The sequence below is a fragment of the Halodesulfovibrio spirochaetisodalis genome (assembly GCF_001672295.1).
Taxonomy (GTDB): domain Bacteria; phylum Desulfobacterota; class Desulfovibrionia; order Desulfovibrionales; family Desulfovibrionaceae; genus Halodesulfovibrio; species Halodesulfovibrio spirochaetisodalis.
In genome coordinates, this window is the sequence record NZ_JXMS01000031.1 from 1 (window position 1) to 19,724 (window position 19,724).

General features: G+C 43.4%; 25 protein-coding genes. 15 read left to right on the forward strand and 10 right to left on the reverse strand.

Annotation, left to right across the window (positions count from 1 at the left end; translation table 11 throughout):
- Positions 1 to 322: 322 nt before the first annotated feature.
- Positions 323 to 2,362: a methyl-accepting chemotaxis protein gene (locus tag SP90_RS14140; RefSeq protein WP_066857684.1), complete on the forward strand. Its 2,040-nt coding sequence runs from the start codon at positions 323 to 325 to the stop codon at positions 2,360 to 2,362.
- A gap of 49 nt (positions 2,363 to 2,411) precedes the next feature.
- Here the strand turns inward: SP90_RS14140 and SP90_RS14145 are convergent, their stop codons facing one another.
- From SP90_RS14145 to SP90_RS14155, 3 genes are read right to left on the reverse strand one after another with little or no spacing between them, the layout of a single operon-like run.
- Complete coding sequence (locus SP90_RS14145) at positions 2,412 to 2,903, reverse strand: phage holin family protein (protein ID WP_066857686.1); 492 nt, start codon at positions 2,901 to 2,903, stop codon at positions 2,412 to 2,414.
- Positions 2,904 to 2,921: 18 nt separating this feature from the next.
- Positions 2,922 to 3,233, reverse strand: a complete 312-nt coding sequence (locus tag SP90_RS14150) for a hypothetical protein (RefSeq protein WP_066857688.1) — start codon at positions 3,231 to 3,233, stop codon at positions 2,922 to 2,924.
- Positions 3,234 to 3,264: 31 nt separating this feature from the next.
- On the reverse strand, positions 3,265 to 4,311 hold the full coding sequence (locus tag SP90_RS14155; protein WP_066857691.1) for an AI-2E family transporter: 1,047 nt from the start codon (positions 4,309 to 4,311) through the stop codon (positions 3,265 to 3,267).
- 287 nt (positions 4,312 to 4,598) lie between these two features.
- On the opposite strand from SP90_RS14155, the gene SP90_RS14160 reads away from it, so the two are divergent.
- The 3 genes from SP90_RS14160 (at position 4,599) to SP90_RS14170 (ending at position 6,971) form a co-directional block, all read left to right on the forward strand.
- Positions 4,599 to 5,171: a DNA-3-methyladenine glycosylase I gene (locus SP90_RS14160; RefSeq protein WP_066857694.1), complete on the forward strand. Its 573-nt coding sequence runs from the start codon at positions 4,599 to 4,601 to the stop codon at positions 5,169 to 5,171.
- A gap of 161 nt (positions 5,172 to 5,332) precedes the next feature.
- A complete protein-coding gene (locus SP90_RS14165) occupies positions 5,333 to 6,523 on the forward strand; it encodes a hypothetical protein (RefSeq protein WP_066857697.1) in 1,191 nt (396 codons plus the stop codon).
- A gap of 1 nt (position 6,524) precedes the next feature.
- The gene (locus tag SP90_RS14170) at positions 6,525 to 6,971 is read left to right on the forward strand and encodes a type III secretion system chaperone (RefSeq protein ID WP_066857700.1); all 447 of its coding nucleotides are present in this window, start codon (positions 6,525 to 6,527) and stop codon (positions 6,969 to 6,971) included.
- A gap of 24 nt (positions 6,972 to 6,995) precedes the next feature.
- Here SP90_RS14170 and SP90_RS14175 read toward each other — a convergent pair whose 3' ends face one another.
- Positions 6,996 to 7,301: a Dabb family protein gene (locus tag SP90_RS14175; RefSeq protein WP_066857703.1), complete on the reverse strand. Its 306-nt coding sequence runs from the start codon at positions 7,299 to 7,301 to the stop codon at positions 6,996 to 6,998.
- A gap of 546 nt (positions 7,302 to 7,847) precedes the next feature.
- A complete protein-coding gene (locus SP90_RS14180) occupies positions 7,848 to 8,057 on the reverse strand; it encodes a helix-turn-helix transcriptional regulator (protein WP_066857706.1) in 210 nt (69 codons plus the stop codon).
- A 518-nt stretch (positions 8,058 to 8,575) separates the two neighbouring features.
- On the opposite strand from SP90_RS14180, the gene SP90_RS14185 reads away from it, so the two are divergent.
- Positions 8,576 to 8,827, forward strand: a complete 252-nt coding sequence (locus SP90_RS14185; protein ID WP_066857709.1) for a hypothetical protein — start codon at positions 8,576 to 8,578, stop codon at positions 8,825 to 8,827.
- Between the two features lie 188 nt (positions 8,828 to 9,015).
- Here SP90_RS14185 and SP90_RS14190 read toward each other — a convergent pair whose 3' ends face one another.
- Positions 9,016 to 9,273 (reverse strand): hypothetical protein, encoded by a 258-nt coding sequence (locus SP90_RS14190; protein ID WP_157471324.1) that lies wholly within the window; start codon positions 9,271 to 9,273, stop codon positions 9,016 to 9,018.
- A gap of 98 nt (positions 9,274 to 9,371) precedes the next feature.
- Here SP90_RS14190 and SP90_RS14195 point away from each other — a divergent pair, with 98 nt between their 5' ends.
- Positions 9,372 to 9,656 (forward strand): hypothetical protein, encoded by a 285-nt coding sequence (locus SP90_RS14195; RefSeq protein ID WP_066857715.1) that lies wholly within the window; start codon positions 9,372 to 9,374, stop codon positions 9,654 to 9,656.
- Between the two features lie 87 nt (positions 9,657 to 9,743).
- Here the strand turns inward: SP90_RS14195 and SP90_RS14200 are convergent, their stop codons facing one another.
- Positions 9,744 to 10,115: a DUF6331 family protein gene (locus SP90_RS14200; protein ID WP_066857718.1), complete on the reverse strand. Its 372-nt coding sequence runs from the start codon at positions 10,113 to 10,115 to the stop codon at positions 9,744 to 9,746.
- A gap of 244 nt (positions 10,116 to 10,359) precedes the next feature.
- Between SP90_RS14200 and SP90_RS14205 the strand changes: the two genes are divergently transcribed.
- The 6 genes from SP90_RS14205 to SP90_RS14225 all read left to right on the forward strand — a co-directional run bounded on the left by SP90_RS14205 (position 10,360) and on the right by SP90_RS14225 (position 14,255).
- On the forward strand, positions 10,360 to 10,701 hold the full coding sequence (locus SP90_RS14205; RefSeq protein ID WP_066857721.1) for a hypothetical protein: 342 nt from the start codon (positions 10,360 to 10,362) through the stop codon (positions 10,699 to 10,701).
- Between the two features lie 157 nt (positions 10,702 to 10,858).
- Entirely contained in the window at positions 10,859 to 11,200 is a 342-nt protein-coding gene (locus SP90_RS14210; RefSeq protein WP_197498805.1) for a hypothetical protein, read from the forward strand.
- Between the two features lie 179 nt (positions 11,201 to 11,379).
- Positions 11,380 to 12,687: a KAP family P-loop NTPase fold protein gene (locus tag SP90_RS14215; RefSeq protein WP_066857728.1), complete on the forward strand. Its 1,308-nt coding sequence runs from the start codon at positions 11,380 to 11,382 to the stop codon at positions 12,685 to 12,687.
- Positions 12,688 to 13,063: 376 nt separating this feature from the next.
- Positions 13,064 to 13,273 (forward strand): hypothetical protein, encoded by a 210-nt coding sequence (locus tag SP90_RS14220; protein WP_066857731.1) that lies wholly within the window; start codon positions 13,064 to 13,066, stop codon positions 13,271 to 13,273.
- Between the two features lie 282 nt (positions 13,274 to 13,555).
- Complete coding sequence (locus SP90_RS16655; RefSeq protein WP_157471326.1) at positions 13,556 to 13,747, forward strand: hypothetical protein; 192 nt, start codon at positions 13,556 to 13,558, stop codon at positions 13,745 to 13,747.
- On the forward strand, positions 13,680 to 14,255 hold the full coding sequence (locus tag SP90_RS14225; RefSeq protein WP_066857734.1) for a hypothetical protein: 576 nt from the start codon (positions 13,680 to 13,682) through the stop codon (positions 14,253 to 14,255). The genes SP90_RS16655 and SP90_RS14225 overlap by 68 nt, the downstream gene beginning before the upstream one ends.
- Positions 14,256 to 14,315: 60 nt before the next feature.
- Here SP90_RS14225 and SP90_RS14230 read toward each other — a convergent pair whose 3' ends face one another.
- Positions 14,316 to 14,957: a trimeric intracellular cation channel family protein gene (locus tag SP90_RS14230; protein WP_066857737.1), complete on the reverse strand. Its 642-nt coding sequence runs from the start codon at positions 14,955 to 14,957 to the stop codon at positions 14,316 to 14,318.
- A gap of 457 nt (positions 14,958 to 15,414) precedes the next feature.
- Between SP90_RS14230 and SP90_RS14235 the strand changes: the two genes are divergently transcribed.
- The 3 genes from SP90_RS14235 (at position 15,415) to SP90_RS14245 (ending at position 17,716) form a co-directional block, all read left to right on the forward strand.
- The gene (locus SP90_RS14235; protein ID WP_157471328.1) at positions 15,415 to 15,924 is read left to right on the forward strand and encodes a hypothetical protein; all 510 of its coding nucleotides are present in this window, start codon (positions 15,415 to 15,417) and stop codon (positions 15,922 to 15,924) included.
- 104 nt (positions 15,925 to 16,028) lie between these two features.
- Positions 16,029 to 16,373 (forward strand): hypothetical protein, encoded by a 345-nt coding sequence (locus SP90_RS14240; protein WP_157471329.1) that lies wholly within the window; start codon positions 16,029 to 16,031, stop codon positions 16,371 to 16,373.
- 311 nt (positions 16,374 to 16,684) lie between these two features.
- Positions 16,685 to 17,716: a tetratricopeptide repeat protein gene (locus SP90_RS14245; protein WP_066857746.1), complete on the forward strand. Its 1,032-nt coding sequence runs from the start codon at positions 16,685 to 16,687 to the stop codon at positions 17,714 to 17,716.
- 13 nt (positions 17,717 to 17,729) lie between these two features.
- Here the strand turns inward: SP90_RS14245 and SP90_RS14250 are convergent, their stop codons facing one another.
- Positions 17,730 to 18,440 (reverse strand): hypothetical protein, encoded by a 711-nt coding sequence (locus tag SP90_RS14250; RefSeq protein ID WP_066857749.1) that lies wholly within the window; start codon positions 18,438 to 18,440, stop codon positions 17,730 to 17,732.
- Positions 18,440 to 19,432, reverse strand: coding sequence for a hypothetical protein (locus SP90_RS14255; RefSeq protein WP_066857752.1), 993 nt, complete (start codon positions 19,430 to 19,432; stop codon positions 18,440 to 18,442). The genes SP90_RS14250 and SP90_RS14255 overlap by 1 nt, the downstream gene beginning before the upstream one ends.
- Between the last annotated feature and the right edge of the window lie 292 nt (positions 19,433 to 19,724).

Genomic DNA, 19,724 nt, shown 5'->3' on the forward strand with positions numbered 1-19,724 from the left:
TGAGCAATAAATTAAAAATAAAATTGAAGTTAACAACGTTAATGTTGCATTTGAATAAAAATGTTTTAAAAAAAGTTCATATTCTTAGAGTGTAACTTGAAAAAAATGAAGTACTATCTATTGATGTTTGCAGTTTAACTTTATTTTTTTATACCAAAGTTTAAAGAAAGTGTTGTGTGTCCCGATAAAAGGATATTGGTGCGGTAAATGATTGCTTAATAATGGCATTAAGGAATCATGAAAGTTCAATATTACAATGTGTATTGGTAACTGTATTGTTCGGGGATACGATACTAAATGCATGGGGGAATATGAGGTAAGTATGAAGTGGAATCTACGAAATCGATTTCTTGTTCCAACTGTAGCGGCAATGATTATTGTGTTGGGAGCTGCCACGTATTTATCTTTTACTTTGGCAGAAAATGCATTGACCTTTGCAATGACGAACCAGGCGGAGCAGCTTACAGAAAATGTTACTGCAAAACTGGGTGCATGGTTTGATGACGTTGAAAAAGATGTCAAGGTGATGCAGGACAGGGCTGTGTTTCGGAAGCTCTTTACCGAGGATGGCTCTCGTGAAGAGAATGTTGAAGAAGCTTTACAAGTTTTAAAAATGTTAGAAGATACATATGGGGGATATGAAGGGATAGGTGTCTTTAACGCTGACGGTACTGCGCTTGCGTACTCTGTTCCGGGAACAACGGGGAAGTTGAATATTTCTGGAAGAGAGTATTTTAAAAAAGCAATGCAAGGAAATATTGTAATTTCCGACGCTCTTCTCAGTAAATCTCGTGGCAAGCCAATTGTTGTTGTTGCCATGCCTTACAAGATTGAGGGAGAGATTAAAGGGGTATTTGTTGGGGTGCTGGATTTAAATTCGTTTTCATCTGCTTTTGTAGATTCTGTAAAAGTTGGGGAAACAGGCTATGCATTTGTTATGGCAAAATCCGGCTATCTCTGTGCTCATCCAGATAAGGATAGTATTTTAAAAGTTCGCCTTACTGAAAACGATTGGGCTCGTGAGATGCAAAAGCTTCGCAACGGTACAATTCGATATGAGTGGAGAAATATCCCTAAAATTGTTGTATATCGTACAGAACCGCAATCCGGCTGGGTTGTGGGTGTTTCTGCACCTGAAGAAGATATATTTTCTGCTGTGGTTTCTATTCGCAACAGCAGTGCGTTAGTAGGAATAGCAGGTGTGCTTATTCTTTCTGTAATTGTATTTTTGATTGTACGAAGCATAACCGGAGCACTGGGACAGTGCGTTGTCTTTGCAGAAGAAGTTGCGTCTGGAAATTTAGAGCATAATCTGCATATCGATCGTACCGATGAATTAGGAACGCTTTCTACTGCATTGAATACGATGGTTGCACGTTTGAAAGAGATGATTCTGATGGCTGAGAATAAAACTACACAAGCTGAAGAAGAGTCTGAAAAAGCACAGATTGCAATGCAGGATGCCGAGCAGGCACGATTGCAGGCTGAAAATGCTAAACGCGATGGTATGTTGCAGGCTGCTGGCCAGTTGGAAGGCATTGTTGAAGGCGTAACTGTGGCTAGTGAGGAATTATCCCGCTTGGTTGCGGAAGCGGCAAGTGGATCGCAGATTCAGCGTGAACGAGCCGTAGAATCGGCAACTGCAATTGAAGAGATGAATGCAACTGTACTTGAAGTTGCTAAAAATGCTGGAGAAGCTGCTGAATATGCAACATCAGCACGTGATGAGGCAGAGGGCGGTGCTACTGTTGTTGCGGCGGCAGTGGACGCTATTCATGAAGTAGATGAGCGTGCTGACGTTTTGCAGCAAAGCCTTTCAGATTTGAGTCGACGAGCTGAAGATATCGAATCTGTTATGACCGTGATTACAGATATTGCCGATCAGACAAATCTGCTTGCGTTGAATGCAGCTATTGAAGCTGCACGAGCAGGTGAGGCTGGCAGAGGGTTTGCTGTTGTGGCAGACGAAGTTCGTAAGCTTGCTGAAAAGACCATGCATGCAACAACTGAGGTGGATGAAGCTATTCGTGCAATCCAGACAGCTTCCCGTGAGAATGCTGAGGGAATGGAGCATGCTTCCAACGCGGTTGCGCGTTCAACAGACTATGCGCGACAGTCCGGTGAAGCATTACATTCTATTGTTGGTATTGTTGTGGCTAATGCAGATCAGGTAAGTTCTATTGCGGCAGCAAGTGAAGAACAGTCAGCGGCCTCTGAACAGATTAGTCGTGGTGCGGAAGAGATTAACCGCATTGCCACAGAGACTTCGGAGTCTATGAATCAAGCAGAAACTGCAGTGTCCAGACTGGTAAGTATGACCACTGAATTGCAGGAGCTGATTCATCAGCTTAAGAGTCACTAGGTTGTTTTAGCAAATGAAAGACACCCGGATAATCCGGGTGTCTTTTTTGTTATGATTCTTTTTTTTGCCTGACTGCAGCAGCAATCAGACCGAGTATGGGAGCTACGCTGCTGAGTAGAGAGCTGGAGCCACCAAGAATAGCGGAGAGATTGCTATGTAACTGTTTTACATCATGAGTAACACCGTCGATGCCCGCTTTTACTTTTTCCACATCGGCATGAAGGCTTGTGCAAGCCAGCTCACGAATTTCCCGTACTACTTTTTCCTGTTCGTCATTTTGCTGGATACGACGTGCAATAATCAGAAGGACAAGCGTGATAACAGCTGTAGTGAGTGCCACAGAAAGGGCTGCGCAAGTTGCACCGTATACGTGTTCCAGTGCAACATATTCCGCAAAAATAAGCATGCATAATGTCAGCAGGGCAAACAACGCTGCTGCCAATCTATAACAGGTTTGCCGGGCCGCTCGTCTTGTCTGAATCCGTAATAGTGCCAGTTCTGCCCGCAGGATTATCTGGAGTTTCTGTAGAGAATTGTCCATAGCTTCTCCTCCGTTCTCTTACTTGGAGAGTAACCGGCCGACAACGACTCCAATAATAAATGATCCTGCAATAGTTGCTGTCTGGTTTTTCTTAACTCCTTCACGTACGCCGTGCGCGATGTCACAAAGGTGTTTTTTTATGACTTCAGTATCCGGCATATGCGGGTGCATATGGTTCTTCAAAAACTCCTTATACTCATGAACTGAATGTTCTTTGCCGTGTTCATGCGGTGTTCCGGCGGCTTTTGCTGCGCTGGCATTTTTAGCTTCGCTTATGGCAAGTTGTGTACGCAGGTACTGAATTTCTTGTTGTAATTCTTCGTGTGTCATCGATAAACTCCTTTTGGAAGTTGTTTGTGTATCATTCTTCGCTACTTTCTGTTGTGGCAGGCGCTGAGCTTAGCAGCACTGCCAGCCATCGTGTTTTTTCATTGGTTTCCGCACCGTATTTGATGACCATGGTCAGCGGGACTGAGAGCAGCATTCCTGCCGGCCCCAGCAGCCATCCCCAGAAAAGTAGCGATAAGAAAACTGACAGAGTCGATAAGCCTACCTTTTGTCCCATAATTGCTGGCTCAAGAAAGTTTCCGATAACGATATTAACAGCAAGATATAGGGCAATTACTGTGAGGATCTCAATTGACGAAAGCTGTAGGCAAGCCAGCAGAACAGCAGGGGCAGCTGCTATGACTGAGCCGATGTTGGGGATGAAATTAAGCAGGAAGGCGAGAAAGCCCCAAAGGGATGCAAAGTCTAGCCCGATGATTGTTAAACCCACTGTGACGAGAATCCCCGTAAGAAGGCTGGTGAGTGCTTTGAGAAAGATATATTGTTTTGTGCTTTCAAGAATGTAAGAGCAGTTCTTGAGTAAGGTTCCCTGTTTGCTGTTGTCGATTGAAGAAATTTTAGCAGGCAACTTGTTTGCTTCAAGAAGCATGAAAAGGACGGTGAGCATAATAAGAAGGACATTGCTTAATACGCTCCCGAATCCCGCAAGAAAGTTGTTTGCGAAGCTGAGGACAACATTGGGGTTAAGGATGTCAGAGATTCCTGAGTCAGAAAATTCAATGTGGTGTGCCGCCATCCATTCATTAATGCTGCGCATTATACTGGCTAACTGTTCTTGATATCTAGGTACGGCTCGGCTGAACTGTGCAATGGATTTTCCAAGTAAGAGCGTTAGGAAAAGCTCTAATCCTAATGCTATCAGGATTGAAATGCCGACTGCAAAGGTGTTTGAAACACCGTGCTGTTTAAGCCATCGGAATGGTACAAGAATGATGATAGTAATGAAGATGGAAAGCAGGAACGGAATAACAAGGCTTTGAGCAATGCGCGCAGCAAAGAGAATGATAATGATACCAGCAATGGTGATCACAGAATCACGTAGAGTTGACTGATTGCTCATGGCACTCCCCGATGGTTTTCCTGTTATGGATTTGCGCATTCTATCTGACGCAATACAGAAAAACTATTCCTTGATAGAGACGGGCGGGAAGCATGAAGCGACGCGGTGAGATGTTTTTTTGGAATAAAAATTAATTTTGATGGTGTGTTGCGTATTAACTTACTGTGGCAGTGCCTCATGTGGCCAGAGTTGTATCGCGTGTCTTAATAACAAGGTGGCGATGATAAAAGCGGTCTAGAGTGCGACTTGGTAATCGCGAGCGCATGGAAAGGAAAAAGGAGTAGCAGATGAAACGTTGCAATTGGGTAGAGTCGGATGCAGTGAATATTCCGTATCATGACGAAGAATGGGGTGTTCTGGTTCATGATGACAGGCATCTTTTTGAAATGTTGATCCTTGAAGGGGCACAGGCGGGCTTGAGCTGGACGACAATCTTGAAAAAACGTGAGGCCTATCGTGATGCGTTCGATAATTTTGATGCAGAAAAAATAGCAACATATTCAGATGGGAAGGTTCAGCAGTTACTCCAGAATGCAGGCATTGTGAGAAATAAACTGAAGATTAACGCAGCAATTGTTAATGCAACTTGCTTTCTGGAAGTACAGAAAGAATATGGCAGCTTTGATGCCTATATTTGGTCTTTTGTTGGTGGCAAGCCCATTATGAATGCATGGCAAACTATGGATGAACTTCCGGCAACGTCGCCCGAATCAATTGAAATGAGCAACAGTTTACGCAAAAAAGGATTTAAGTTTGTAGGGCCGACCATCTGTTATGCCTACATGCAGGCAGTTGGTATGGTGAACGATCATCTTGTTTCGTGCTTTCGGTATGAAGCTGTGAAAGCATTACAGACATAATATAGAGATTGATAGTCGTTAGGATGTTTTTGTAAAGCGCAGTGTTGTTCATGGTATTAATTTTGCTCTACCTCTTTATCGTAGTAAGTTTGTGCCAAATACGTTGGCGGTAGAATAGAATAGCATGTTTTCAGTAAGAACTATCTTGCAAGGAATAGAGTATGAAATTTGAAGCGCTTCAAAAGACACTGACGACATTGGGTGTTTATACAGATAACCCAAAAGATTCTCAGATGACGCTTGCTTTGAAAAAAAGTAATTCGCTGCTTTCTTTTAAAAAGAAGCTGACTATTGCCTCATCTGCAGAGCGTAATGAGGCTCCACCGACTTCCAAGGAGTCAAAAGCAGTACGCAAAGAAGTACTTAGTATTTTGAAGGGGCTGGAAAAACATTCTGATAAGATCCATTCTGCAGGTGACTTGCAAAAGATTAACAATCTCAAATCAATTGTGAGTAAGAGTTCCTCACTGTTGCAGAGTCATAAAGATGAGTTGAAAGCGCGGTTTGAAGCACTTGAGCCGGAAAAGCAGCTGCGTATAGATCAGCAATACCTTCGTTGTCGTGAAAGGCGTATGCTTGCGACAAATTCTGATATCACGACTATGAACCATACCCCATATGCGCAGATGATGCAGTACACAACTGAAGGTGCGGGACGAAATCACTCTGAACAAGTTGCTTCAATGTTTTCAACAAAGCAGGACGCTCATATTAAGTCTCAAGTTGAGGTTTTGCAGGAGGTTAAGGCCAAGTTCCAACCGCAAAATGCAGATGAGCAGCGCATGCTGAATTACTTGAACCATCTTGAAAGCGAAGCTGCCAAAGGTAATGAGGTAGCATTGCCAAAGTACTATCATTGTACAAAAGCTGATGGATTACATGCCATTGCTTCTGAGGGAAGAGTTTATGTCCATACTCCGCGAACTGGAACTGGAGCAGGTGGTGCATGGATTTCGACGAATCCTCAAACTGCTTCGTATGGAAAGAATATTGTAGCGTTATCCCACCGAGTTGATTTTACGCATGATTCGGCTATGCGCGGACATTATACTCCCCCGCTTGAGAATGCGAAGGGTGGTATAAATATTGGATTGCAGCAGCATATTTATATTACTCCTCAAGGAGCTTCTGGCGGCAAGACTCCATTGAGTCTGATCGGGATTGATGATGCAGATCCGATGTTTGAAGAAAGGAAAAGTTCATTTCGAGAAATGTTAGGTAGCTCTGTAAGTTTCGCATCCGAGAGCAGAAAAGAGGATGTTGCGATCTTTAAAACGTCTACGGTTCTCAGACTTTATGATGTACTTTCTTCAGTGCAACGCTCTTTAATCCCTAAGCATTTTTGGAAGTAAGATGGATAATTACACAAAGTTATTAACAGAACTGGATCAGCATTACCAAGATAGTATTGTTGTGGTAGATGAGTTCAGCCGAATGGTTCCATGTGCTGAAGAAACGGTACTTTTGCTTGAATATGATACCGTTACCGATGAACTGGTAATTGGAGCCCATGTGCTTGATCTTCCCGTCTCAGTTGATCAGCAGTTTCCGCTGTTGCAGTACGCATTGCGTGCGAATAGTGACTATACAGAAACTCAAGGGCATAGTTTTTCATTGCATGAAGAAGCGTTGTTTCTTCATGCCCGATATAATGCAGCAGTGATGACCATAGAGGACTTATTGAGTGCTATGGGGAACATTACTGCTATTGTTGATCGAACAAAGGAGCAATTGCCAACAGAAAATGTGAGCAGCACTAGTGAGCTTCCAACATCTATGCACACTATGATTAAAATCTAGCATGCAAGGTGTGTGACGAGATTTTTACACCACAAAATCTATAGCCTTTCTTTCATCCCGAACCTTTCTGATGAACTCGCCGATTGCGACATGTTCAGGATGCTCGGCATATGCTTTAAGCCCTTCTTCGTCGTCGTACGTAGCGTACAGTAGTACATGAATTGGCTCTGTCGTGGTTGAAGCAAAGTCTGTTGAAACTTCTAAAGAGCGTAACGAAGGAATTTTGCCTTCAAGGCTTCGGAGCAGCGCTGCTACTTTTTGTGCGTTTTCGTTAGCAGAGGCACCTTCTGCATGTTCTTTCATTGTGAACCATACAATATGCTGAATCATAATTATCCCTTCCGTGCGTTGGGCTTTTGGTGGAAAGCTTTTTTATAAACAAGTACGGCGCTGTTCAACACTCTGTTAACTTCTTGTTGATTTGTCAAATAAGTTAAGATCTTGAATAAAAAAAGGACTGCTTTTGCAGTCCTTTTTTTTGACGAATTCAATGGCTGGAGAATCCTGTCGACAGTGTGAATAACACTCGTAAAAGTGTGCCGATATTTGTTACGTCCTATCGGCTGGACAATGTATCGGTATTGCAGGGTAGGGGGGATGGGATATACGTTGAGCAATACCGATAACTAGTTGTATGAGTAAACAATGTTTATATCAAGCATAAAGTAAGTTTTTACTCATGTATTTTGTAAATAACGTGTGGCTGGTATAGTAATTGAGATGGCTACGGCTTCACTGACTAGTGTTGCAACTGGTATATGCACCATTACTGCTTTTGTGGTTAGCGTAGAGAGCTTAGCCTTTGGTAACAGCTAAAGCCTGTATGAATTTACTCATACAGGCTTTGCATAGGGGTAGCGGTATGCGGAACTGGCGTTACAGTATCAGTTGGCGTACTGCATTTTCGACATCTTCCTTTACCCACAGGGCGCTACGTCCCAGCTTTTTGGGTTTGGGAAGCTTGCCTGCTTGAATGTAACGCCAGATAGTTGATTTGCTGACGGGGAGAATTTCTTGAACCTGAGAGAGTCTGAGCAGCTGAATGGTATATTCAGGTGATGTCGGTGAATCCGTTCGGGCATTCATAGCAGCCTCACTAGGTCAAAAGTGTAGAGGGTAAGTAAGCCCCGCCTAGTCCGCCAGCGGGGCTTATATTGGGTGTTGGCACAGAGTGGCGTTCTATGTGTTAACTGATAGCGAAGATAGGGAATGCCTCCCTATATGTCAATGTCTATTTAGGGAAAAACTCCCGAAGTGTTTGTCGGATTTATGTCAAAAAAATGCACAGTTGCGGCGGGTTGTGTGTCTTGACATATCCTAAGGGTTCTCATAGTTTCAGCGCAGGTGCTTCAAAACGCCTTTACTACTCAGCGATAGCCACTCTCGATAGAAGTGGAATTTTTGTGCCCAATTTTTTTCCTGACATACGTGTATCCAGTGAAAAGAGGGCAGCAAATTTCATATCTATGACCAAATTTGGTCGGGAGTTGGAGGCTATACAATACCCGCAAGGGAAAAACCTCCGGCCGTTCTGAGTACGGTTTTGAAGCTCCCGGCCTTTTTATTTTGAAAAGGTCAATTCAAAGAAAACTCGGAGGTGCCCTATGGCACAAGTTCAATCACACCCGGCTAGTGCAGATACTGTTGCGTGTTTGTATGAGATGTCCGCGCTTATGCGGTTACTGCATGAACATGCAGCGGATGAGTATCCGGAATTAAATTTCATCTGGCGAAGCGTCGGTAGTTCGCTGGAGCAGAGCGCATCATGCCTAGATGAGTTGCTCTCTGAAAAGGATCAATTGCTTTCTGAAAATGAACGGCTGCGGCAGCAACTGGCCGCATGCGCAGAAAATTAAGTATCAAAAAAGCTCGAACCCAAAAGGTTCGAGCTTTTTTTGTATCTACGCTAGCCCGTAACTGGTTTTCGCAAATTGATTTGAATAGACGCATGTATTCGTTTTTAGGACAGGGGAATATTCTCTTGCCTGTAAGGGGCAAGTGTAGCGGGCAGTGCGATTGCCGTGTGTATGTCGTCAGGCTCCCCTTACTTTTGCGAACTGAATTCCTTATCAACTTGCCAGAGCAGTGTAGGCAGATCTGTCCCGAGTACGTGGGCTATGTCGTATGCCTCATGGATTGAAACCTTGCGGGGCTTCTTCTTTCCTTCCACGCCACGGATGCTTCGCCATAGTCTCCCGCCATCCGGCGGGCCGAATGCGCGTCTGCCAAATTCGTTGTGAGAAATATTCATTTCCTCAATTTTCTCACACACTACATCCACAAATTTCTTCTCAAATGCCATGCTGTTCTTCATTTCTGCCTTATATAGGAACTTTTCCCCTATGAGAAGAAGAAAAAACCGCCTTGACCGCTGCGGGGAATATCTCCTAGCTTTGCCATATGAAAACACGAGCTTACGAAAAAAATATTGAGCGTCTCAAGGCAATGTTTGGAACCTACTCCCATGTGGCGCGTTACATGCGGATGGATGTTCGCCACTTTCGCCTCCAGCGACGAACCCCAAACAAATTCGGCATGCACCGCGTTGCTCAGGCTACAAAAATACTGCGCCTTCGCATGCTCCTCCGCGTCTTGAGAGAAGACTACGGTGTTTCCTGTTCCGTTATGGCAAAAGCATTACGTAAGGCAGATGCTCGGATTATGGGAAAGAATTCTATAAAGTGATGTTAGCACAATTTGCTAGCGGTATATCTATTGCGCAACACGGAATTAAGTAATTTTCCTAGGGAAAGTTACTTCGATTTTGGGTGGTTATATTTGAGAATGAACGCATGCTTGAATATGCGACAAGAGAGCCCAGAAGGTCTTTTTGTGTGCGTAGTTGTTTAAACGAGTACTGACAATGGTCGCGGATTCTATGCTTTCGACATCATGAATAGCCTTGGTTAGTGCTGCATGCAGCTCCTGCGGGTTCATTTTAGCCACTGTGGAGGTGATAGCGTCTGGACAGAAATCAAACGCGTCAAAGCCACAACATTCGGCAACGCAATGTAGTTCTAAGGCACCCCAAAGAGGTTCCAAGTTGACCAAAAGTGGATCTACTTCGATTGCCTGTTCATGCGGATCTTCAAGGTCAAGTTTGTCAATCCAGCTGGATTCGCTAATATAAATTTTACCGTCCATTTTGGGGTCTCACTTTGAGTTAGGGAGATGGGGGAGAACAGTGTGGTTAAGAGTCATAATGAATTGTTATCTGCGATACTTGTTACGTAATGCAAAGCCAATTACCTTACTCTTCACCTTTACAACACACTATAAGCCTTTTTCCCCATTTCTTAATATTTCAATTTGCTTATCAATCGTGTAGGAGGAATTCAAGGTCGGTGTGCACTGACTGCCGATTGGAGTTATTTGAAGGGAGGGTGTGATGGAATCGGAATTTACAGGTTCCGCTTATAAAAGTGGAAAGAATGAGTGTATTACTTGTACCTATGGTATCCGTTCTCCAGAATTTCGTGACAAGCTCAGAGAGCGCAGTGGTGTGGTAGGTTCGATAGCGGTTTTGCTCAATGGCATTGAACCAAGTTTTTCTGTGAAGCTGACTGGTGGGTTTTGGCGAAACTGTCCTGAATTAAAAGATGTTAGAATTAGAGAATGGTTGGCTAGCCTTGGTTTTTTAGTATGGAAAAAGGGTAGCCCTCCAAAGTTTAAGCTTATCTTATCTGATGACGGTAAATCAGTAGCTATTTTTCAGCTTGAGGATAATTAGCCGTTGCTTTTCTGGTCGATTGAATAGCGAATTCCCCCGATCTCTTGATGAGTCGGGGATTTTTTTACTTGCAGAAAAAAAGTAAGCACATATTTACAAAATATAGATTATTTTGTAACCCCAAGAAACCTAGAGAAAATTTTAATTGGGGGAAGTTGTGACTAAGTATCAACGTGCGCTCCAGATTTGGAGCATTCTTATTTGTGCTGCAAAAGATCGTAAGACCTATACCTATGGTGGTGTTGCCGACATTTTGGGATTTGAAGGGGCAGGTGTGATGGGAGGTATGCTCGGTCCTATTATGCGTTACTGCGACGAAAATGATTTGCCACCGCTGACCGTGCTTGTTGTTAATCAGGAAACCGGTCTGCCTAGTAGCGGGCTAATTACTGTGACTAAAAAGAACATGCATCAACGCCGTGAAGAAGTTTTTAATTTTGACTGGTTCGGTGAGGAACCACCGCAAACTGAAGATTTTGAAAGAGCAGATAAGGGGTAGGCACTATTAGATGGGAGGGGGAAATGGGTGATGATAAAGCTGTTGCCTAAAACTTCCTCCCCCAATTTAATTAGGTTTTGGGATTTTTTCGTGTTGAAGGACTGTTGCTATGCAAAAAAACTATGTTCACGGGTTGTTGTAGCTTGTTTGAAGTCTAATGAAACTAGTTGGAGATATATATGCGACTTTTTCCACCAGAGCCGGTTATTGGTCTGAATGATGGTTTTAATGAGCACGATATTTTTGGTTATGATAAGTTTGGTGAGCAACTGAAAGATTTTTATGCAAGTTTTGACGATCCGCTTGTTGGTGTGCTTGATGCCCCGTGGGGAAGTGGTAAGAGTACCTTCATTAAGATGTGGTGCGGGTACATGCGGAATGCTGGGTATCCAGTAATTGAGTTTGATGCGTTTAAGAATGATTACACTGATGATGCTTTTATGGCTTTGGCTGGCGAAGTTCTTTTGCTTGCAGAAGATTTAAATGGTGACTCAACAGATGTGCGCAAAAAATTTACAGAAAAAGCTACTGATGTCATTGTAGCTGCAAGTAAAGGTGGGTTAAAAGCTTTTGCAAAAAAAGCTTTTACTGAAGAAGGAGCAGAAGAGGTTGGTGCTGCGTTGGCTGGAGCAGCCGAAGGTGCAGTTGATGGACTTGAAGCCGCTATAAAAGAAAAATTGCAAAGTCGGAGAAAAGAGAAGGCTACATTTGATTCTTTTGCCGAGGCATTCTCAACGTTAAGTGAACAGCTTGGAAGGTCAGAAGGCGGGATTGAGAAGTCTAAGCCGCTCATTTTTGTTATTGATGAGCTAGATCGCTGTAAGCCAACGTTTGCTTTGGCGCTGCTTGAAAAGATCAAACATTTTTTTTCAGTACCTAATGTTCAGTTCCTGCTTGTGACTAACCTTGAGCAGCTTAGTAAAGTTGTTAAGGCAGAGTATGGAACTGAGATTAATGGAGAAATATATCTTCAAAAGTTTTATGATGTATCCTTTTCTTTGCCTAGAAGAAATCGTTCTGGGCATTCTGCAGTAGAAAGAGTTTTTTGTGTGCATGTTGTTGGGAGTTGTAAGACCAATATAAACAGTGAGTTATTTAAAGTTTTGGCAGAAAGTAAGCAAATGTGCTTTAGGACAATATTGAAGGTTCATGCGTATGCAGCTGCTATGATAGGTGCCCACAATGGCATGTATGATGGTTTTGTTGACGTGTATTTAGGACTTGCCTGTATTAAAGTTCAGGCTCCCAATATGTTTAGAAAAGCAATGTCAGGAACATTTTCAAAATCTGATGTAGATGCTTTTTTTGCGGGAGAAGCTTGGGAAATGACATATTGCCATTCGACCTTTCTTTTTCTTTTGGAGGAATTGCCACAAGAGTCTGAGTACTATAATGGCATAGCCCGCAGTTTTGGCTATCGTTTTTCTAAGACCTTGATTCAAGATCAAGCATTAAAAATGGCACAACTTGATTTTCCTCAAAGATAGATAAGTGAGAGAGGGGAACTGGATTTCGTCTCATTTGACACCCCAATAAAAAAACGACATATTTTCACCTAGGTGCTTCAACACACCTAGGTTTTTATTTTTTGTTCAACAGCGGTTCCGCTCCCGTAAGAAGTGGTTTTTTTGTGCCCAACGTCTGGGTTTTCGTGTCCCTAGGATACGTGTATCCGGCGCTCGAGGTGCAGCAAAATTACATTTACCAAAGCTATATTTGGTCGGGAGTATGAGGGCTATACAATACCTGTAAAGGGAAATCCCTCTGGCCGGTTCTGTTGGACGGTTGTTGAAGCTCCCGACTTTTTTGCGCAAACTCAACAATAGCGCATCTTCAACAAATTAATCCAACAGGAGGTGCCTCATGGCACAAAGCCCCGTCTCTCTTACTGTAGACCCCATTGCTCAATTGTACGATGTCGCCAGCACGTTGCGGATGCTGCATGAAAAGCTCGGTGATGAGTATCCGGAGCTGAAGCACACATGGTACTCGCTGGAGCGCTCCCTTAATGACTGCCTTGAGGTTCTGGATGCAGACGCAGTAGACGCTGCGTTGAAGCGGGCAGAATCGTAGGCGTGTACAACAATCGCGTAGCACATTTTATTCTTGCTTTCAGAGTGCTGAGTGAATAAACTTAGCGTGTTCAAGATGTTGCCAGATTGATGAGAACCCCGCACATTGCGGCGTCAGTTCGAAATGGTCAGACGCTGACTTATGGTTTCTATGCGTCGCCCCTGATGTGTTCTCATTCCCTGCACTGCACAGGCTTGTTTCAAGCTGGCAGGTAAGGACTTGGTCAACAGCCTTTTTGTGTTTGTTGAATGCTCTTATTGAACATGTCGTAGTGGAGTTTGTATGCCTACAGTGACTGTTACAAGCGAAAATGTGCGAAGAGCAAATGACCGCGTTTCCGGAAGGGATACTTCCGAGAAAAAGCGTGTGACGTTTGTTCCTTCCTACAAGCTGCCGGAGTTTAAATATGACTCAGAACGGGTTCGCGAAAGCTGGGCAAAAGTGCTCAGAGATCGAAAACAAGCGGCAGTATAATTTCATATATGAAAAGATCGTTACCGAGCCCGATGATGCCATCGGGCTCGTTGCTTATGGTTTGTATAAGCAGAAGAAGATCGAATACATTCAGTCCATCCGCAAAGAGCACGGGCGCGACATTACAGACGAGGAGCGGGCAGACTTCCACAGGGTTTCGTGTCAGCACGTGGAAGGGTATCGGCGCGATGCAGAAGAGCTTATGGCTGCTGTTATTGAAGATGCCTACGGCGATGCGTTGCAAGAGGCCGCTGTCTCTTTCGATAACGAACTGAAGGAGCGCCTTAAAGGAACTCTCAAAACGGGCGTGCTCGCCAGTGTTCTTGGCTCGTTTGTGACTGCGCTTATTATCGCGCTGCTGTATCTTGGTTCCATAGGCTACCGCCTAGGCTGGGCAGGACTCTACAGAGCCGCCATGGTAGACGCAGCTGTGCCGCATCAACAGGCACCGCTGGTTGAGAAGCCGGATTTACAATATGCTGTAAAAGACAACGCCACCTCAGAATAGGGTGGCGTTTTTTTGTGGAATTTTTGGCAGCCGTTAAAGAGAACAGGACGTAGAAGCTTCTTAAGACTCTTCCTCCGCCGTCTTCGTCATCAGCCAGTCGGGGACGGAGAGTTTCCAGTGGAGTGCAGCAGAGCGGATTCCGAAGATGAAGGCGGTGCAGAGTGTTCCCCATGTTGCCCTGTGTTCTGGGGCTATATGGGATAATATGGAAAAGAGTATGCAGCCGAGAAGCACTGGCGTTGCGTAGAGTTCCCGCGTCATGATGAGTGTTTTGCGACCGGCAAGAACGTCTCGTGTTACGCCGCCGCCAATGGCTGTGATAACGCCTAATAAGATTGGCCCCACAGGCATTGCGAACTGTAAGTCCCACACCTTATCCATGCCCTGAATAGCAAAAAGGGAAGCGCCAAATCCGTCAATGTATAGCACCAGCGACTGGATGAGCTTTCTTTTGAAGAACGGGGTAGCAATAAATGTTGCGATGCTCGCGGCAAGTCCCACCCAGATGTAGTTCAAATCAAGTGACCAGAAAACGGGTACATCAAGAATAATGTCCCGAATGGTGCCACCGCCAATGGCGGTGATGATGCCGAGCACACAAGCGCCAAAGAGCGCAATACCCTGCTTGGATGATGCAAGCACGGCCGTAATAGCAAAGGCTACGGTTCCCAGCATGGTTACTGAGTAGCTGAAGATATCCATTTTCGATTCCTAGGTAATATCCAATCTATGTAAACTGAGCATGAACAGCGGGGCAAGGCGGCGCTGTTCATCGTTTTTTTGTTCTACTTTTCGAAAAAACGGGATTCAATCTCGTTCTGTCACTCATGGGCAACATGGGTAACTGTGATTGAAAAGGTCAGCTCGGTTAACAATCCTGCCTTGTTATCGCAAGTATTTTTGGGTGAGTGGCGTAGTTTTTTGTTTGTTGAATTCTGAATTGGTGCATGTACAACGTCGAAGCTGTAATCGTCGCAACGTGCTGTGTGTATGGAGGCTGTAAAGAGCGTGGGTTACTGCGCCGATAAGACCATATGGCAACGTACCGTGATTGATTATAATCTAATAGCTTTCGGATTCTAATCTAATTAGAAAATAAGCGTTTCTTTGGTTTTGTGCGGTGTTGTTAGAACCTTGTTAAGCGATACTTTGGGAGGGCATGATGAGATACCGTGCCGTTTTGCTTGTATTCTTGCTTTGTTTTTGTACTGCCGGATGTGTCAAAAGAGCTAAAATTGTCTCTGCTGACTCCAGTAAAGTCACTTTTCAGTCCATCCCTTTTGAGCTGCAGATTGCGAAACAGCTAAAGTATATTGATGGAGGTGAGCGGGTAGGTAGTAGAGGTGCTGATAAAGTAATACAGAATAGTGGTACGTTTCATGAATGGATTACTGATGACAAACGCGTTTACCTGATGGTGGCGCATCAGCATTTGCCTGCCAAAACCGTCTGGCACAAGCCTGCAAGTGATGAGCGCAGAGTGTTGATTACAGTAAACGGTATCAATCTATGGTATAAGAAAAAGCCAATATATCGACCCAACAACATTTGCTACTGGGAAGAGCTGATGCTCTACCATACCGGTGCAGACAGAGTGTATATCCGCATCTTGTCTCGTTCCGCCAATATACCTTACGAGCCTGTCCAAATTATCCCTACCAATTCGTAGTAAAAAATGTGGTTATTCTGAGCCTTCCTAAAATTGGGGAGGTTCTTGAGTCGCATTGTGATGCCTTTGGTATTCAACGTTAATAACTAAGTGAGTGAAAATGTATGTCAGTTGTAGGTAAGCTGTGGCGAGGTGAGTACCCGTTACATATCACTTTTTGGGGATTCGCTTTTCTTCCTCTTTTATTAGGAGGTAGTGCCACCATATTCATGCTGTCGAGTAGTTATTTAAGCGAAGAAGATTTTATGCTTATTTATCCGTTCTATATAACGCTATTTGGTTTTTATAATTTTGTTTCGTTAGTTGGCTTATGGAAAAGTGCTGGGAAATATAACGGGCGAGAAGTTTGGAAAGCATTGTCGTGGATTTTTGTTGTCATTGGAATGTACTTCGCAGTGACAAGACTTGGATTGGAAATGCTTATATTCATGGGACAAATGGCAACTTAGTTATAGTCCATCAGAGTAATTACCGCTCCATGTGCTGGATGTATGAAGCATTCTACGACAACTATTCGGAGCTAGCTTTTGTCTTTCAGTACATCAAAAGGTGTAGAAGATTGCGTCGTCCATTTCGATGGAATGGAAGAAAAAATAGCAAAAAGAGCTAAAGTATACATCGTCTTTGCTCGAACGTTCTCTTAATGAATGCCTCGAAGTTCTGGATGTAAAAGAAGTAGACACAGCGTTGAAGAAAACAGAATTGTGAGCGAGTAGTGGGTCTACCTGTTAGTTATTCTTTGTCAATAAAAGGAAAAGCCATGGAACAAGATATCAGGATTGAGGAACGTAGTGACTTGTTTGAAAAAGCGAGCGCCTTTTTGAGAGAAGGAGATAGTGAAAAAGCAATAGCGTTGTTGAATCAGTGCGTAGAGCAGGGTAACATTGAAGCAATGTGTTGCTTGGCTGAGCTGTATTCTCAAGGTTTAGTGGTAACAGTTGATCTTGAAAAATCTTTTTCGCTTTATATGGCTGCTGCGAAGCTAGGCGATGCTTTTGCTCAAAATATGCTTGGGCTTTTATACCAACACGGGGATGGAGTAGCGGCTGATTTTGACTTAGCAGTACAGTGGTTTAGGCGAGCTTCGGAAGAAGGTAATGCAGCAGCCATGACTAATTTAGGTATTTGCTATTCCAAGGGGCAGGGGGTTGAAAAGGATATCGAGAAAGCAATGGCTTTGTATAAAGAAGCTGTTGCGTTAGGGTATAGTGGTGCCTATGGAGAGATAGGTGCTGTATATTTTGATGGCTTGGACGATGCTCCTGATTATGTTGCAGCATTACCGTGGCTTGTGAAAGCTGCAGATGAAGGAGATGTAAGCAGCTCCATTAAGCTTGCTGACTGCTATATTGAAGGTCTGGGTGTTGCAAAAGAGCCAGAGAAGGGTATTGAGATACTGGAATACCACGCTGATTTTGGATTCTCAGAGGCATGCCTTAAACTAGGCTACTGTTATTTGTTTGGGTATGGTGTGGAGAAGGACGTTTCTGAGGGCTTTGAACTGATAGAAAGTGCTTCTATGTCTGGAGAACCGTACGGCAGCGCATTGCTCGGTTATTGTTACGAAAATGGTCTAGGTGTCGAAAAGGATTTTGCTCAAGCTTTGGAATTATATTCAGAAGCTGCTAAGGACGACAATGAATATGGGCAATTCTGTCTCGGAAGGGCGCACCAGTTAGGCATCGGAACCTCTGTGAGCAATGAGAAAGCGTATTTCTGGTTTAATAAAGCAGCTGAAAAGAATTATAAACCGGCTTTAAAAGAACTGGTAAAAATGGATAGCAAAAAATAGTGCTAACTTCTTGTTAGAAGCTATGTTCTTTTACGATGGTATCAATATCTTTTTTTAGTTGTTCTAAATAGTCAGGCAAGTCAGAGGGGGTTGCACGTGAAAATTCAAGTCGAGTTTCATTGAATTGTCTTTCCAGATCCTTGTAATGTGGATTGATTTCAAAATCTTCTTTCTCTGTTGGTAAAAGGCCAGCCAGTTCGACATGCTGATCACACGCATCTTGTATGCGTTGGCCTAGTCTAACGAATTTAGAGCACGTTTCTTCAGCAAAGTCGCCTAGCCAGAGTTTGTAAAGGTACCGCTTTGAGTCATAGGCATTTAAACTTTCAGCTTCTTGGTCAAGTAGGGTGAGTCGTGTTTCGCTAGTACGGATAGCATGTTCCAGTCTTGGGTTTTCTGCGTCTTCCTGAGGTGGGTTAACATAGGTAATATAAGGGCTTGTTACTCTTCGGATGGAAAGCATTGCTAGGTAGCCTTTTTCTCCAAAGTCCATTGCAACCTCGAGGCGACGCTTGTTTTTGTATTCGTTGCGCCAGCTATTGATTCCATAAAGTGCAACAATAGTAAGGGTCAGTGTTGCAAGAGTATTCGCCATACTCATCCAATCTTTTACAGTGAAGCCTGAAAAAGAAGAAGAAAGTTTAGCGTCCCAGAACCAATAAAAAAGAAATCCTCCAAGACAGAGGATTTCTGAATGTCGTTTAATAAAATTTAAAAGTGGCATTAATTTCTCGAATAAGGGGAAGAGTGTTTTCTGCTAGGGCGAGGTGATTTGCCTTGTGCGGGTTGGAGTACTTTTAGGGCTTTTGTAACTTCGGTGAGCGTTTCAGCAGCTTCTTTAGTATAACTTGTTTGCTGTTTTGCGCTAAGTGGCTCTGGAGGCCAAGAGATGTCTTCTAAGAAGTTGTCTAAGAGTTTGTGGTATGCATCTTTGTCGTCAGCGTGTTCTTTTATAAGAAGATAGGCTTGCATTTTTCTTTCAAAAATTGAGCGGATTTTAGTGACGTATAACGATGCATCAACATAGGCTCGATGCTGTTTTAAACACCAAGCTGCAAGAGCTTGCATAAAAATGAAGATAAGACTGCATGAAACAATTCCAGCATAATGTCGCGCATCAATCTTATCAGTGAAGAAAAAAAGAATTTGCCATGCAATGATGGAAGAAATTAAAAAAACAACTCCAAAGCTTGCTTTACTAATTCCTTGATCTAGCATCTTTGATGCTTTTTCATCAAACAGTTGAATTTGGCTTGTGAGGTCATCATTAATTTTTATGAACAAATTGTATTGTGATCTGCATTGCTCAACTTTTCTTTCTTTTGGGTGGTCTGCTATTGTAACACTGTTTCCAGTTACAATATTTCGTAGCGCATTTTTTTGGGTAGAAGATGATGATTTGTCTTTTCTTTCTATATCGATGTCTTGAAAACTCGTTTCGTAACGGTCTATATAGATCCTATAGAATAATGCTGCGAATATTCCCAATGAGCCAATGGAGCTTATTAGCAGGTAAGTATTTGTTTGCTCAATAAAGTTTACGAAGGTTAGATAAGAGCTAGGTACAAAAGTAATTGCTAGAAGCAAAGATAAAACAAGTGAGGAGTAGAGCAGGAGAAGAAGGCGGGAACGTTGTGTTTGCCGTGCTTTTCTATATGATATTCTTTCAAGTCGTTTTTTCCTCGAGTCAGGCGGTGGGGGAGGGATGTTGGACATGTTGAGCTCCATCTGGTTTGTTTTATTATACTGTATAGATTTGTAAAAACTCTTTCAACACAGTACATTACGTTTCTTCAAGTTTCTTTTCTGCTTGACCCTTCACTTCAAGTGTTACATACTTCCCCTAGGTGCTCGAAACACCCATATAATTCTCACAGCGGCAACCGCTCCCGTAAGCAGTGGCTTTTTTACGTCCAAAATTCATAGGATAGAAGTATCCAATGGTCAGAGGCGTAATTATTCCATGATGCGATCAATATTTGGTCGGGAGTGCGGAGGCGATGCAATA